The sequence below is a fragment of the Streptomyces sp. NPDC051136 genome (assembly GCF_044455745.1).
Classification (GTDB): Bacteria; Actinomycetota; Actinomycetes; order Streptomycetales; family Streptomycetaceae; genus Streptomyces.
Genome location: NZ_JBITFE010000009.1, coordinates 112,739 through 126,796, shown reverse-complemented (window position 1 = coordinate 126,796; position 14,058 = coordinate 112,739). Strand labels below are relative to the sequence as shown.

The window sequence follows — 14,058 nt, the reverse complement described above, 5'->3', positions numbered from 1 at the left end:
CTCGGGCCGCACGCCGCCGTGCGCGTGCCTGGACGTGACCGAGCATGATCCCCTTCGCCTTCGGTCAGGTCAGGTCGCCGAGGCCGATTCCCTTCGGGCCGTAGAGGGCGGCAGTCTCGCCGGTAATCAGTGCCCAGTAGCGGTCGCCGTAGGACCAGTGCCACCACTCGGTGGGGTAGTTCACCAGCCCCGCGGCGGTGAGCACGTCACCCAGCAGCGTGCGATGGGCACGGGCCTCGGGGCTGATGTCGGCGGCGTGGGTGTAGCAGGCACCCTCGCTCTCCTCGGGGTCCGCATTCATCCGGGTGCCGAGGTCCAGCTCGTTCCCCGCGGCGTCGGCCAGGGTGAGGTCCACGGCCGCGCCGGCGCTGTGCGGAGCGATGCCGGGCGGTGACACGTACCGGCTCGCCGCCGAGTGGATCTGCTCGGCCGACCAGTCGGCGTGGATGCTCTGCAACTGGCCGACGTACTCCTCGAAATACGCGAGCTGCAACGAGGGTGGCCGGTATCCCTCGACAAACAGCAGTCGCAGGCCCCGCGGGAGCAGCTCCTGGGCCTTCTTCAGCCGCTCCAGCACACCTTCCCGCAGATACGCGAAGGCATCCGCCGGATCCTGCTTGCGCGCATCGACCAGCAGCGAGCCGTCCCTGCGGACGTCCACGAGACGTTCACCGCACTCCGCGACGGGTATGGCGGCGACCTTCGGATCCGACATCAAGACGATCTCACTCATAACGTGATCATCTCGCGGGACTCACCCTGTGAATCTTCCGGGCACGGTACTAGCGACGGACGGCCCGGCTCCTCCCTCCGCCCTTCTTGCGCAGCCGCCGAAGGCGTTCACGCTCCCGCGTCCGGCGCGTTTCACGGGCGGCACGGCGCCACCGATGGGTGAGCCAGCCGCCCACGGCCACGCACCCGACGTACACGAGGAGGGCGGGGCCTGTCCCCGGGACGTAGGAACACCCCGCCTCGTACGAACGGCAGTTCTTGCCCTGCAACCCGCTGAACAGGAAGAACACCGGCGCGACGGCGGCCGCGCAGCAGACACCGCGAGCTACCGTGCGCAACGCCCCGGGCCCCTTCCCCGGGCCCGCCGCGTCACGGCTGGCGAGCCGCTCCGAGAGGGCACCGCTCCAGCCGAGCAGAGTGATCAGCCCCAGGACGCCTCCAACGCCCCAGGCACCGCCGGGCAGGCCGTACAGCGCGGGGGCACCCTCACGGGCGGCCCAGCGGGCACCCCCGAAGCCGAACACGACGACGCCGCCCACGACGGCGACGAATGACACGAGCACGACCCCGTCCCGCCCCCGGAACGACGGGCGGCGGTCCCGACCCCGCCGCTCCGCGTCCCTCCCCCGCTCACGCCCCGTCATACGCCCGGTCCCACCTGCTCTGCCGCACGCAGCCCCAGGTGCCCATCACGACGGCCAACCCGAAGAGCGCCGCGAGGAACTCGGTGTCGGAGCCGGTGCGCCCGTCATCGGGAGCCGCGACCCCCTCGGGGTCGTACCGCACCCGCAGCTCGTCCCCCTTCGACACCCAGTCCCGGCAGCCGTCTCCTTCCGAGAGTGAGGGCGAGATGTCCCGCCCGTCGACGGTGCGCAGTTCGCAATGATTCGTACTGCTGTAATCCGCGCTGATGACCACCGCATCGGCCGACACACCTCGGTCCGCCAGGGCGGCCGTGCCCCCGGCGGCCGTCCCGAACATGCCCAGGGCCACACCGGCCATCAACGGAACGATCAACCGCCACGCCACCTTCCGCTTCTTGCGCGGCACGCGACGCAGCAGGAACACCGGGACCAGAACGGACGCCAGCGGAAGAACCAGGATCGCGCTCAAGCCCGCCACCGCACGGACCCCGGAGGGGAGCGGCACGACCGGCCCCAGCCAGGACAGCGCCCACGAACCCCCGGCGCACAACAGGCTGAACGCCAGCCACCGCACCACGTCGGAACCGACCGCCCGGTTCCGCGATATGACCTCAGCCACGCGATTCCCCGCCCCTCGCCTGTTCCGCACTCGTCCGGAGCACCGTAACGATTCCCGGCGCAGTTCGCTCTGGCGAAACCAGGAACCCCGTGGATACCGTCAGTAGCCTCGACCGCACTTCTGTCTCACGGGGAGTCCACTGTGAAGCGCCGCCCTTTGCCCGTTGCTGCCGCGCTCGCCGCCTCAGCAGCCCTGCTGCTGACGGCCTGCGGGGGCGGGAACGACAAGCCTGACAACGACAAGATCGCCGGCGCCGACACAGGCAAGTCGACGGTGCCCACTCCGTCGACCGAAAGCTCGTCAGGGCCTACTGATCGGCCCGAGATCACGTTTCCCGAAGGGGTCGAGAACAGATTCGACAACTGGCAGACGGGTGACTCCGCCGAGGACGCAGTGCTGTCTGATGTCACTCAGACAGTGAACGCCATCGACGACGCCATCCTCCAGGGCAACGCGGACTCGGCGACTGTCGCGTACTACCGGCAGGGCAATGCCCTCGTGAGTGCCCAGAAGTGGATCCAAGCCTGGCTGGACGAGGACCTCACGTGGACAGGCGTCACCCGCTACTTCAAGCCGAATGTCAAGGTGGCCGACAAGGACACGGCCGCGGTCGTGTACTGCGCCGACGAGAACAAGGCATTCAACAAGAACCGCAAAACAGGCGAAGTGGACAGGAGTCCTTCCGATGAGAGTCCGTACATCACGTACAGCACGCAGCTGAAGAAGAACGCCAAGGGTGTCTGGCAGACCACGGAGGTCCAGTCAAAGAGGGGGGACAAGACATGCGCCCCCTGACCCGAGGCATGGCTGTGGCGAGCGCCCTCATCACGATTCTCAGCCTGGCCGGCGGAACAGCACAGGCCAAGGGGCCGGGAGCTTCGGAGGGCGAGATCGACGCCGAGGGAACCCGTTCCGGTGGTGACCTGACCTCGAAAATCACTTACACCACCACGGCACGAGGTAACGGCGGTGCCGGTGGCAACCCCACCCCCACCAGCAACTGGGCTCCGCCGGCCTGCTGGTACGAACCCCGCTCCGCCGAGGAGTTCTCGAAGTACGTGGAGAACACCTACAACGAGACCGTCAACGCCCCGGGCCAGCACGGCTACGCCAAGACGTCCGTCGGCCAGTTCCGGGAGAAGTACAAGGACGGCAAGTACAAGGACTACAACCTGGAGGAGGCGGACAAAGGCAACTGGTGGGTCGCCGTTCAGGACGAGGACCGCTGGATGGAGCCAGAGGCACAGCTCTGCGACAGGGAGCCTTTCTGGGTGGAGAACGGGGACACCCCGGACGTCGAGAACGCCGTGACTCCGGAGATCCTCGCCGAACTCGCCTACAACCGGATCAGCCTGCCGACAACCGAAGTGACCCTCGCGCCACCTGCGGCCACCAAGGTCAACCTCCCGACCTGGGCCTGGCTCGACCAAACGACGTTCAAGAAAGTCTCGGTCACCGCCGAACTGGACGTGGTCGGCCTGCACATCGCGGCCACGACGACCGCGACACCGAGGTCCCTGAAACTCGAGCCGGGCACGGACGACGCCGAGACCTACCCTGCCTCCGGCGAGTGCGTCCTAGGCACCGACGACACCATCGGTGAGCCGTACGCCAAGGGCAAGGCGGACAAGACACCCCCGTGCGGCGTCAAGTACCTCCGCTCCTCCGGCGACGGCACCTTCAACCTCCGGGCCACCATCACCTGGGACATCGCCTGGACCGGCACCGGGGGAACCGGCAACGACCTCCCCGACGGCACCTTCGGCAACGACCATGCCGTCACCGTCCAGGAGATCCAGTCCGTGAACCGCTGAGCAAAGCCCAACCTCGGTCGGCCCGGATCGGGGAATTGCCGGAACGGCGAGGGCAACCCCCACGGCTGGACGCATCCGACCGCAACGGCCCCGTCCGCCACAGGGGGCCCCTTGGATACCGTCAGTGGCGTCGAATTGCACGCTGTCTCACCGGGAGCTCACTGTGAAGCGCCGCTCCATGCCCATCGCCGCCGCGCTCGCCGCCTCAGCAGCCCTGCTGCTGACGGCCTGCGGGGGCGGGGACGACAAGCCTGACAACGACAAGATCGCCGGAGCCGACCGGAGGTCTACGACCCCGAAGGAGTCGGCCAAGCCCTCTACGGCACCGACGGAGAACAAGCCGGACGGCGTGAACCTGTCCCTCCCCAAGGACATGAACCTCGTCTTCGACTGGGACAAGCCGAAGAACAAGAACGAAGCGGCTGCGATGGACGACGCGGCGAACTTCATCCGCGCGATCTATCGGGGCGTTGACAAACGCACGTCCAATGACGCCGCCGTGGCCGCATACGCCACCGGTGGCGGGCTGCACTACGCCGAGACGCAGATCAACAGCCGGATCGACGGCGGGTGGACTTCGACCGGCACTCGACGTCACTATGACGTCGCCACTCGATCTGCCTCCGATGGCAACTCGGTGGAAGTCTCCTTCTGCGTGGACTCCAGCAAGTTCTACGGAAAGGAGGTCACGACCGGGAAGATCCTCAAGAGCCAGCCGAGCATCACCGACTTCGACCACTTCGAAATCATCATGGCCAAGTACCCGACCGCTGATGATCTGTGGCAGGCCTCCGAGGTGTTTGTCGAGGCGAAAGCGAAGCAGTGCCAGTGAATGGGGCAGTGCGTAGGACACTGAGTAGCGGGGGAGCAGCCCTGACAGTGGTGTTCGGCGCTTTGGTACTCCGTTCGCCGGTCCACGCCGCGGAACCGCCTACGGCCGCACCCACCGGCGGCGCGGACTGACCGCCCTCCTGGTCTCCATGCTCATTCCCCAGTCCCGGACCAGTTTCAGCGCCCAGTCCCTACTTGCGGCGCCGTCTGACTGTTCTTCGCCGCCCTATGACTGATTGGCTTCGCCATCTCGCGGCACCGCTACAGGAAATGCAATCGCGCACCACGGGACTCCGGAGTCGACGGGCCCCCAAGAACACCCAGGGCCAAGCCGGCGATCACCGGAACGATCAACTGCCACGCAACCTTCCGCTTCTTGCGCGGCACGCGGCGCAACAGGGAAACCGGGATCAGAAGCGACGCCGGAGGCAGAACCAGAACTGCGCTCCCGAGCGCCCCTGCGCACAACAGGCTGAACGCCAGCCACCGCACCACATCGGAACCGACCACCCGGTTCCGCGATATGACCTCAGCCACGCGATTCCCCGCCCCTCGCCTGCTCCGCACTCGTCCTGAGCGCCGTAACGATCCCCGGCGCAGTTCACTCTGGCGAGACCAGTAACCCCGTGGATACCGTCAGTAGCCTCGACCTCACTTCTGTCTTACGGAGAGTCCACTGTGAAGCGCCGCCCTTTGCCCGTTACTGCCGCCCTCGCCGCCTCGGCAGCCCTCATGCTGACGGCCTGCGGGAGCGGGGACGACGGATCCGACAACGACAAGATCGCCGGGGCCGACGTGTCCGCCTCGCCCACGTCGGCTGCCTCCTCCGCTTCGGGTGGCACTGAGGAACGACCGCCGATGAAGCTTCCGGACGACGTCACCGAAACCTTCCAAGGGTGGAAGGCGGGTGACGCCACGGAGGACGCCGCCCTGGCCGATGCCGGACGCGCACAGACCGCTGTCACGCACGCGATCACTCAAGGCGACCCGGAGGCAGCGGCACTAAACTTCTACCAGTCGGGAGCGGCGCTCGCCGGTAGCCAGGACTGGGTGAAGGGGATCGTCGACGCGGGCCTCACGTACTCCGGGACAGTCCGGTATTACGCCCCCAGCATCAGCGTGGTCGGCAAGGACACCGCCGGTGTCTCGTACTGCGCTGACGAAAGCAAGGCCTACAACAAGAACAGGAAGACGCAGAAGGTCGACAAGGTCCCCGCCACCGACCAGTCTTACGTTCTGTACAACACCCGCCTGAAGAAGAACGCTGAAGGCGTCTGGCAGACGACGAAGCTGGAATCTGAGCGGGGAAACGAGAAGTGCGTTCAATGATGACGCGCCGTCGGCTGATCGCCACGAGTGCGATCGGGAAAGGGACCGGCCAGATGCAACCAGTCGGTGAGTGGGCTCCGCCGGCCTGCTGGTACAAACCCCGCTCCGCCGAGGAGTTCTCGAAGTACGTGGAGAACATCTACAACGAGACGGTCAACGCCCCGGGCCAACAAAGTTACGCCAAGACGTCCGTGGGATAGGCACCGGCAACACCATCGGTGAGCCGTACGCCAAGGACACGGCCGACGAGACACCCCTGCAGCGTCATGTACCTCCGCTCCTCCGGCAACGGCACTTTCAACTTCCGGACCACCATCACCTGGGACATCGCCTAGACCGGCACGGGCGGAACCGGCGACGACCTCCCCGACGGCGCCTTCGGCAACGACCAGGCCGTCAACGTCCAGGGGATCCAATCCGTGAACCGTTGAACGAGGTCCATCCATCGGTGCGGATCGGGGCAACGCCGGATCGGTGCACCCAGCTCCGCTCCCGGAGCTGGGTGCAACCGACCGCGACGGTCCCCGCCCGCCACCGCGAGGCCTTTGGATACCGTCAGTGGCGTCGAATTGCACGCTGTCTCACCGGGAGTTCACTGTGAAGCGCCGCTCCATGCCCATCGCCGCCGCGCTCGTCGCCTCAGCAGCCCTGCTGCTGACGGCCTGCGGGGGCGGGGACGACAAGCCTGACAACGACAAGATCGCCGGAGCCGACCAGGGGTCCGCGACCCCGAAGGAGTCGGCCAAGCCCTCTACGGCACCGGCGGAGAACAAGCCGGACGGCGTGGACCTGTCCCTCCCCAAGGACATGAACCTCGTCTTCGACTGGGACAGGCCGAAGGACAAGGACGAGGCGGCCGCGATGGACGACGCGGCGAACTATCTCCGTTCCATCTACCGGGGCGTGGACAAGCGCACTACCAAGGACGCCTCCTTGGCCGCGTATGCCACTGGGGAAGGACTCCACTACGGCCAGACGCAGATCAACGAATGGATCAAGGGCGGCTGGACCGGAACCGGCACTCGTCGGCACTACGAAGCCACCGCACGATCCGCTCCGAACGGTGATGCCGTCGAGGTCTCGTTCTGCGCTGACACCGGGAAGTTCTACGGGAAAGAAGTCAAAACGGGCAAGGTTTTGAAGACCGATCCCAGCCTCAAGGACTTCAATCACTACAGGATCATCATGACCAAATACCCGACGGCCGAGGGTCTGTGGCAGGCGTCCAAGGTGTTCGTCGAGACGGAGGCGAAGCAATGCCAGTGACCTGGTTGCAGCCACGCTTCTTCGGCATCGGTGCCGTTTCCCTGGTCACTGCGACCATCCTCATCGTTCTGACTGCGCCTAACGCGGCAGCAGAACCTGTGAACACCGGCAAGGGTGGCAGCGCGGAGCAAAAGGGCGGCCGCGACGCAACCGGCATCTACGCCGCCGCCCGCATCAAGTACTCCGGCTCCGTCGCCCCCAGTGGCCGCACCGGGAACGTGACGTCCTCCGACGTCAACTGGTCACCCCCATCCTGCTGGTACGCCCCCTACCTCGGCGCCAAGGACTTCAAGAAGAAGATGTCCGCCGACATCAAGGAGGCCGCGAGCGCGCCCGGCATGGCCGGTACACCGGGAGCGGCGATCGGCCAGACGAAGGCGCACTACGAGGACGAGTACGGCTGGGAGGACCACCCGGGGTACAAGGACTACAACGTCGAAAAGGACGGCGAGGGCATGTTCTGGGCCGGCGTCGAGAACCCCAACGAGCCGGACATCCTCAAGCGCAACTCCTGCACGGAACTCCCCTTCTGGGTCGACAACGGCGAGTCCCCGCCGCCTCGGTACGAGCAGGCCATCAACCCGGAAGTACTCGCCGCCCTGGCATACCAGCACATGGAACTCCCCGGCACCGAGGTCACCCTCGCCCCCGACGGGACCACGAAGGTGAACCTGCCGACCTGGGCCTGGCTCGACAAGGCCGACTTCCACGAGGTTCAGGCCACGGCTGTCCTCGACGCCCCCGGCTTCACCCTCACGGCCACCACCACCGCCAAGCCGGTATCCCTCAAGCTGCAGCCGGGCACCCCGGACGCCGACACCTACCCGGCCTCCGGAGAGTGCACCTTCAACGAAGACGGCTCCATCGGCGAGCCCTACGCCAAGGGCAAGGCCGACCAGACCCCGGCCTGCGGCATCAAGTACCTCCGCTCCTCCGGTGACGGCACCTTCGACCTCCAGGCCACCATCACCTGGGAGATCGCCTGGACCGGCACCGGCGGCGCGGGCGGCGACATGCCGGACGGCACCATCGCGAACGCCCAGGCCGTCACGGTGCAGGAAATCCAGGCCGTGAACCGCTGAGCAGCGCCCCGTCCGCCAGGAACCACCTCCCCGTACGCCCTCTCAGCGATCCCTCTGTGCCCCGTTCGGCGAGGCGTTGGATACCGTCACTTACCTCTTCTGCATCTTCGTCCACGGGGAGCTCACTGTGAAGCGCCGTACTTCGTCAGTTGCCGCCACGCTCGCCGTAACAGCAGCCCTGTTGCTGACGGCCTGTGGCAGCGGGAGCGACCAGCCCAGCGACAATAGCGCGGACGGCGAGCAGGGAAAACGGTCACCCCAGCAGTCTGCGGAACCCACGGCGGCACCGGCGGACAGCAAGCCGGATGGCGTGGACCTGTCCCTCCCCAAGGACATGAACCTCGTCTTCGACTGGGACAAGCCGAAGAACAAGAACGAAGCGGCTGCGATGGACGACGCCGCCAACTTCTTTCGAGCAATCTATCGAGGAGTCGACAAGCGCACACCCAACGACGCCGCTGTAGCGGCGTACGCCACCGGCGGTGGGCTGAAGTACGCACACACCCAGATCGAGGCGTGGATCGAAGGAGGCTGGACTGCTACCGGCACACTGCGCCACTACGACGCCGCGACTCGGTCAGCCGAGACCGGCACATCGGTAGAAGTGACTTTCTGCGCCGACTCGAGCAAGTTCTACGGCAAGGAGGTGGAGACCAACAAGGTCCTGACAACCAAGCCCAGCATCGAAGATTTCGACCACTACAAGATGATCATGACCAGAGAGCCTACGCGCGAAGGACTGTGGCAGGCATCCGAAGTATTCGTCGACACCAAGGCACAGGAGTGCCAGTGAGACCGCGGCGAGGGCAGATCAGGCCGAGGATCAGCAGAGGTCCACTGTCAGTGTCTTAGCAATACTGTCCGCAGCATGCTCCATCTTTTCCGAAAAACCCGGGACAGTCCACGACATGAGCATCATCAGAGCAGACTCGGCGCCGGTCGGCAGTGCCCCGTATGTCAGCGTTTCCAGAAGAATTCCCGGATCGCGACGTGAATGAGAATCGGCGGCGAAGTTCTGCCTGATACGAACAGCGGGGCCGATCGGCAGGTCTACGTGGAGAACATTCGGGCGACCGAAGTCGTCGGTGCTGAAGGTCTCCGCAAGCCAGTCGAGAGTGATCTGCGGGACTGTGTCATCGGGGTGGATCAGATCGACTTCCAACGTCGCCAGAGCGAAGTCGAAACCATCAGGGTAGAGAGCAAAAGCGTAGAAGGGCTCGCGGCTGCGGCTGTCCTCCACCCGAGATCGCAGGTCCCTCCGCAGAGTCACCTTGTCAAGCTCGTAACCTGCTGCTCTGCTTTGATCCCGAAGCTCTGCCGCAGTGCTCTTGGACCAGCTTCGGACATCTTCCGACGGCTCGATCGGAAGCGGCACCCAGCCGGTCGGAACTACGATGCCGCACGCACTGATGTCACTCACCGGTGCCGTCACCGCCCGTCCACGTCAGCGATCCTGCTACCGCGTCGAAAAGCTCAACCATGGCGTCAGCGATCTGTACCAACGGCGTGGAGAAGGTCATGAGCAAGTGGGCCCCGGTTCCCGGCACCGGCAGCTGGTAGTCGAGTGTGACCGAAGGCAGGGTCTCGGAAGCCTTCCCCGGCAGGCCGACCGGCGCCGTCTGATGAGGCCCACCTGTTGCCCGGCGAGCCCGTACGGCCGTTCCTGCGGCAAGCTCGACGACCGCGGTCTCCGCCTGCCCGCCGGACGCCAGGTGCGCAGCGACTTCCTCAAGACTCGGGGTGGTCGCGTGGGACGAGGCCGGCAAGAAGGTGACCAGGAGGGAGGCCGGAATCGTCAGCGGCCCTGCTTGCTGCATGCTGAGATAGAGCTCGAGGCCACCCGCCCGGAACGCAGCAGCTGCCTGCGCCAACAGGTCCTGCCTCAACTGCCGCTTGATGTGCGGGGCGCTGTCCGTGCCGTCGAACTGGCGATTCACGAGGGCATCGACCGAACGTTCACGTCGCTCGGGGTCAACGTCCAGACGGAACCATCCCTCGGGCACGAGTATCCGGTAATCAGCGGGCGGCGCCATGCGGCTGCTCGTAGGCATGGTCATTGTTTCTCCGTTGTCGTTGACGCCTATCACACCGTGCCTACTTCGTCTCAAGCACTCTGTCATACGAGAGGCGGCTGACCAGCGCGTTCACCGTGACCGGCCCCAGCACCAGCGCGATCGTCAGAACGGACAGCCAGCCGGCCAGAAGCATCGGCAGCTCGTCGCTAAAGAGCCCGACCAGCAGTAGGGCGCTGAAGAACGGAAAGGTCAGGGGTTCTTCGGTACCGGCAACCGAGCCGTACCAACTGCTTCGCCTACGAACTTCCCTGGCTTCCATCGGTGACATCTTGCGGGCGTCCGCCGCAAGCGCATGGCCCTGCCACCACAGTTGCGCTTCTCTGGGCCGCTGGTACTTCTCGTCCGAGACGGGCACTCCTAGCGCTTCTGTCAATGCCGTCCAGCCCTGAGGGCCCCCTGAGCCTGCGAACCAGGAACGCCACGGCAACAGTGCCCGCGTTTCGCCCTCCCGGTCCCGTACCTCGACACCGAGTGGCTCCCCGGTCGCGGCGTCAACCAGCCGCACCAGCCGGGCCACTCCGTGCGTACCAGCCCGCCCGAGCCAGCGTTCCTCACCCAGCGTGTTGGTCAGGACCACATCGTGGGGGAGTACGCACAGAGACGCTGTGCGCAGAAATCGCCGCGTTCCTCTGCTCCCTGCTGCCGGAGACGGCCTGATTTCCGTCTTCTCGGCGACGCGGCGGTGCTGTTTGTTGCGCCACCAGGCCCGGACCCGCACCACTGCGTCCCCTGCCGGGAGAAGGAAGAGCGCGCCCGCGGCAACCGGCATGGCCCAGGCGATGTCGGCAGCGATGCCGATCACGGCAGCAATGAACCACCCGAAGATGGCGAGTCCTTTTGCGCAACCGTGCCAACGAGTCACTCCGGCATTGACCGGCCGATCCGGCGTGTCATCCGACCCGTCGTTCGGCACCCCGGAAACTGTGACTGGCTCCTGGCTCTCCTCCAGGGGGATGCCGAGCGTTTTGACGAGCTGCCTCAACCCGGTGCGACCGAGACAATGATGCGGCCGCAGGTCCAGCGCACCGACACACTCCGCCTCGGGAAGCCATCCGGCGAGGGGCACGTGCAGGAGGTCCCGCCCGCTCTTGTCCTTGAAAACGAGAACACCCCAACGGTCGGCCGGACGTTTCTGCACGATCCCCCACACGTCCTGAGGTGGAAAGAAGATCGCGCGCCGAATGCCATCGCCACCCACGGCATACCTACGCTCCTGGCACCGCGCGTCACGTACGACCAAGTCCGACCCGTCGGCGTACAGCCGAGCGCGGCGTACGACCTGGGTTCCGTGCGGCGGCGTACCTGCAGGGCGCACCACCGGCTCGCTCAGCTGCCGCAGCACACCGCTTCGCCCTGTCTGCTCAGACATCACTCGCCCGCTCGTACATGACTCGTCTCACTCACCCGTCACTCGTCGTCGTGGCGTCCTTGACACCCGTGGCCGACCAGATTCCATCGTCCAGTCCCTGTATCCCTACCTGATCACCGGCCCATCCAGTGATCTCTCCCTTGTCGAGAGCGTCGGTAGTCGACGCGACGGCAGTCGAACCGGCCCAAATCCGAGTCTGTGTCTGCAGCACATCAGCCGCTCCCGCGACCGCGCTGTCAGCCCGCAACGCGTCGGACATCTGATCGATGCCCCTGGCCGCCGCGTTGATGTCTGGATCACGAACGCCGGCCCCTGCCCAGGTATCAGCCTGACCGAGCTTACGGACATTGCTCCAGCTCAAATCTTTGACACCCTTGAAGCTGTCGATCGAGTCCCGGTAAATCAGCTTCGGATTGAATGCGTCCTTCACCCGTTGGGCACCGGGAAACCAACCTTTTGGCGCCTGCGCGGCAGCCTCGGCGGCAGCTTTGCCACGGACACCACCGCCACTAGCGGCATTCGCCTTCTTGAAGGCCTTGTTTTGCGCCCTCTTCCAGGCAGCCGAGCCGGGTTTGGCCTTGACTCCCTGCATGTATGCCTTATAGGCAGCCGACCTTCCAGCGCCCTGTGCCGCAGCCGACGCCCCCTTGGCTCCCGCCAGGGCAGCACGGCCGACGCCAAGCGTTGCAAGACCGACAACATCAAGTGCGACATCGAACCAACTCCCCTTACCGGCCAAGGCCATCAGGGTGTGACCCACGAGAGACACCAGTGTTGCGGCCAGGGCGACGGTGCCGAGAACTCCAGCAAGCGCTTGACCGATGATCGGTATCCAACCGACCATGAGTGCCAAAGTGCCACAGATGGTGGCGACCCACCCCGACACTTGAAGTACGGTCTCTATCCAGCCGGCGTTGTCGTTCACCCAGTCTTTGAACTTGTCCCAGGTGCCGTCCTTGAGTCCGTCGTTCTCGATGGCATAGCTGATGGATTCGCGAGCTCTCTTTGCAGCGGAGTCCCGGACCTCCTTGGCGGATTCAAGCGCCTTCTTGGCACGCTCCATAGCTGAAGTCGCCCCTTCTTGGCGCTTCTCCAGCTTCTTTCGCTCGGGATCGTCATCAGCTGTGTCTTTGGGCAGCTTATCGATGGCACCACCGCTTGCCTTGTGCTCACGGTCGGCGTCCTGTGCGTCACGCAGTGCCTTGTCGGCCATCTTCTGCGCGCGATGAAGTTCCGAGGCGTACTCGCTGAAGCAAGCGTCGCCCTCCAGCACCTTCTCCCCAAGGGCGTCGGCTGCAGCGTCGTAGCGCTTGTACGCCTTGCTCAGCTTCCCCCCGGCTTCTTCGGCCTGTTCACGGAACTCCTTGGCCGCCTTACTCTTCCATGCCTCAACCGAGGAGAGCGCCTTGATCTCGCTGGCTTGCTTTTTGATGGATTCTGCGGTTCTCCGCAGATCCCTCCCGAGTCGAGCGATTTCCTCTGGATCCCCAGGTACCGGATCCTCGGGCTCACCGATGACGGCCCACTCGTCAGCTCTGGGACGCGTCACTTGGTCCCCCCGTCGGCGCCAGGCTTCTTTTTGTCGGTCCCACGAAGAGCCTCGGCAAGTTGATGATCAATATCCTCGTAGGCCTTGGCCGCCGCAGAAAGGATCTTCGACAGCTTCTCGATCTCCTCCATGAGACGCTCACGGTGGATCTTCCAGTTGTCACCGAAGTCGTCGAATGCTTTGACCAGGCCTTGGTCGCCCAGCGTTTTGACACCCAACCCATCGGCCGGGTTCGCCCGGTTCTTGAAGTCCCGGTGAATCTTGGAGAGAGCGCTGCCACTCTCCTTGATACGCGTGAGGTCGGCGGTCTGATCCGACAAGAGTCCCCCTAAGGCACACGACATGACAGGCCTGGCAGCTGTTCGAAACCGCCAGGCCTGCGCCTTCTTCACACGGGATCGCAGTGGCTCCCGTGGAGCGAACGACCGCTCAGCCCTTGGCGCCCTTGGCCAGCTGCTCGTCCAGGTCCTCGTAGGCCTTCTTGGCGTTGGTGAGGAACTTGGACAGGCCCTCCAGGCCCTTGACGGTCTTGGCCGCGCCCTTGGTGAAGTCCTTGATGGACTCGTCGTAGGCGCCGGAGGCCTTCTGCGTGGTGAAGCCGTTGGCGACGAGCTCCTCGACGCCCTTCTCGATGGCCTTCAACATGTCTTCCATGTCGCCCATCGCCTTGATGAGGTCGGTGGCCTTCTTCTCCATCTCGGCGTAAGTAAGGTCTGTGTCCTTCGCCATGACAGCTCTCCCTCCCATC

General features: G+C 65.3%; 18 protein-coding genes and 1 pseudogene. 9 read left to right on the top strand and 10 right to left on the bottom strand.

The annotated features are described in order from the left end of the window. Window positions 1-64 precede the first annotated feature (64 nt). The 3 genes from ACIBCJ_RS25520 to ACIBCJ_RS25510 all read right to left on the bottom strand — a co-directional run bounded on the left by ACIBCJ_RS25520 (window position 65) and on the right by ACIBCJ_RS25510 (window position 1,995). A complete protein-coding gene (locus ACIBCJ_RS25520) occupies window positions 65-733 on the bottom strand; it encodes a M15 family metallopeptidase (RefSeq protein WP_365980371.1) in 669 nt (222 codons plus the stop codon). 49 nt (window positions 734-782) lie between these two features. Continuing rightward, window positions 783-1,295: a hypothetical protein gene (locus ACIBCJ_RS25515; protein WP_365980370.1), complete on the bottom strand. Its 513-nt coding sequence runs from the start codon at window positions 1,293-1,295 to the stop codon at window positions 783-785. A gap of 67 nt (window positions 1,296-1,362) precedes the next feature. Beyond that, complete coding sequence (locus tag ACIBCJ_RS25510) at window positions 1,363-1,995, bottom strand: hypothetical protein (protein WP_365980369.1); 633 nt, start codon at window positions 1,993-1,995, stop codon at window positions 1,363-1,365. A 141-nt stretch (window positions 1,996-2,136) separates the two neighbouring features. Here ACIBCJ_RS25510 and ACIBCJ_RS25505 point away from each other — a divergent pair, with 141 nt between their 5' ends. From ACIBCJ_RS25505 to ACIBCJ_RS25495, 3 genes are all read left to right on the top strand, one after another. Continuing rightward, window positions 2,137-2,790 (top strand): hypothetical protein, encoded by a 654-nt coding sequence (locus tag ACIBCJ_RS25505; protein ID WP_365980368.1) that lies wholly within the window; start codon window positions 2,137-2,139, stop codon window positions 2,788-2,790. After that, entirely contained in the window at window positions 2,778-3,809 is a 1,032-nt protein-coding gene (locus tag ACIBCJ_RS25500; protein ID WP_365980367.1) for a hypothetical protein, read from the top strand. The genes ACIBCJ_RS25505 and ACIBCJ_RS25500 overlap by 13 nt, the downstream gene beginning before the upstream one ends. A gap of 163 nt (window positions 3,810-3,972) precedes the next feature. Next, window positions 3,973-4,641, top strand: coding sequence for a hypothetical protein (locus ACIBCJ_RS25495; RefSeq protein ID WP_399283345.1), 669 nt, complete (start codon window positions 3,973-3,975; stop codon window positions 4,639-4,641). Window positions 4,642-4,901: 260 nt separating this feature from the next. Here ACIBCJ_RS25495 and ACIBCJ_RS25490 read toward each other — a convergent pair whose 3' ends face one another. Further along, window positions 4,902-5,177 (bottom strand): hypothetical protein, encoded by a 276-nt coding sequence (locus ACIBCJ_RS25490; RefSeq protein WP_365980365.1) that lies wholly within the window; start codon window positions 5,175-5,177, stop codon window positions 4,902-4,904. A 321-nt stretch (window positions 5,178-5,498) separates the two neighbouring features. Between ACIBCJ_RS25490 and ACIBCJ_RS25485 the strand changes: the two genes are divergently transcribed. From ACIBCJ_RS25485 to ACIBCJ_RS25460, 6 genes and pseudogenes are all read left to right on the top strand, one after another. Beyond that, window positions 5,499-5,969, top strand: coding sequence for a hypothetical protein (locus tag ACIBCJ_RS25485; RefSeq protein WP_399283343.1), 471 nt, complete (start codon window positions 5,499-5,501; stop codon window positions 5,967-5,969). 53 nt (window positions 5,970-6,022) lie between these two features. Further along, window positions 6,023-6,169, top strand: coding sequence for a hypothetical protein (locus ACIBCJ_RS25480; RefSeq protein ID WP_365980511.1), 147 nt, complete (start codon window positions 6,023-6,025; stop codon window positions 6,167-6,169). An 11-nt stretch (window positions 6,170-6,180) separates the two neighbouring features. Beyond that, window positions 6,181-6,400 (top strand): annotated as a pseudogene (locus tag ACIBCJ_RS25475) (hypothetical protein); the annotation flags it as partial. Between the two features lie 166 nt (window positions 6,401-6,566). Beyond that, the gene (locus tag ACIBCJ_RS25470; protein ID WP_365980363.1) at window positions 6,567-7,235 is read left to right on the top strand and encodes a hypothetical protein; all 669 of its coding nucleotides are present in this window, start codon (window positions 6,567-6,569) and stop codon (window positions 7,233-7,235) included. Further along, entirely contained in the window at window positions 7,226-8,317 is a 1,092-nt protein-coding gene (locus ACIBCJ_RS25465; RefSeq protein WP_365980362.1) for a hypothetical protein, read from the top strand. The genes ACIBCJ_RS25470 and ACIBCJ_RS25465 overlap by 10 nt, the downstream gene beginning before the upstream one ends. Window positions 8,318-8,444: 127 nt before the next feature. Then, entirely contained in the window at window positions 8,445-9,110 is a 666-nt protein-coding gene (locus ACIBCJ_RS25460; RefSeq protein WP_365980361.1) for a hypothetical protein, read from the top strand. A gap of 30 nt (window positions 9,111-9,140) precedes the next feature. Here the strand turns inward: ACIBCJ_RS25460 and ACIBCJ_RS25455 are convergent, their stop codons facing one another. The 6 genes from ACIBCJ_RS25455 to ACIBCJ_RS25430 all read right to left on the bottom strand — a co-directional run bounded on the left by ACIBCJ_RS25455 (window position 9,141) and on the right by ACIBCJ_RS25430 (window position 14,039). Continuing rightward, a complete protein-coding gene (locus ACIBCJ_RS25455) occupies window positions 9,141-9,737 on the bottom strand; it encodes a hypothetical protein (protein WP_365980360.1) in 597 nt (198 codons plus the stop codon). Then, the gene (locus ACIBCJ_RS25450) at window positions 9,730-10,368 is read right to left on the bottom strand and encodes a hypothetical protein (RefSeq protein ID WP_365980359.1); all 639 of its coding nucleotides are present in this window, start codon (window positions 10,366-10,368) and stop codon (window positions 9,730-9,732) included. The genes ACIBCJ_RS25455 and ACIBCJ_RS25450 overlap by 8 nt, the downstream gene beginning before the upstream one ends. A gap of 43 nt (window positions 10,369-10,411) precedes the next feature. Continuing rightward, window positions 10,412-11,590 (bottom strand): hypothetical protein, encoded by a 1,179-nt coding sequence (locus ACIBCJ_RS25445; RefSeq protein WP_365980358.1) that lies wholly within the window; start codon window positions 11,588-11,590, stop codon window positions 10,412-10,414. A 202-nt stretch (window positions 11,591-11,792) separates the two neighbouring features. Further along, a complete protein-coding gene (locus ACIBCJ_RS25440) occupies window positions 11,793-13,310 on the bottom strand; it encodes a putative T7SS-secreted protein (RefSeq protein ID WP_365980357.1) in 1,518 nt (505 codons plus the stop codon). After that, window positions 13,307-13,630: a hypothetical protein gene (locus tag ACIBCJ_RS25435; protein WP_365980355.1), complete on the bottom strand. Its 324-nt coding sequence runs from the start codon at window positions 13,628-13,630 to the stop codon at window positions 13,307-13,309. The genes ACIBCJ_RS25440 and ACIBCJ_RS25435 overlap by 4 nt, the downstream gene beginning before the upstream one ends. A gap of 109 nt (window positions 13,631-13,739) precedes the next feature. Continuing rightward, the gene (locus tag ACIBCJ_RS25430) at window positions 13,740-14,039 is read right to left on the bottom strand and encodes a WXG100 family type VII secretion target (RefSeq protein ID WP_087807860.1); all 300 of its coding nucleotides are present in this window, start codon (window positions 14,037-14,039) and stop codon (window positions 13,740-13,742) included. Between the last annotated feature and the right edge of the window lie 19 nt (window positions 14,040-14,058).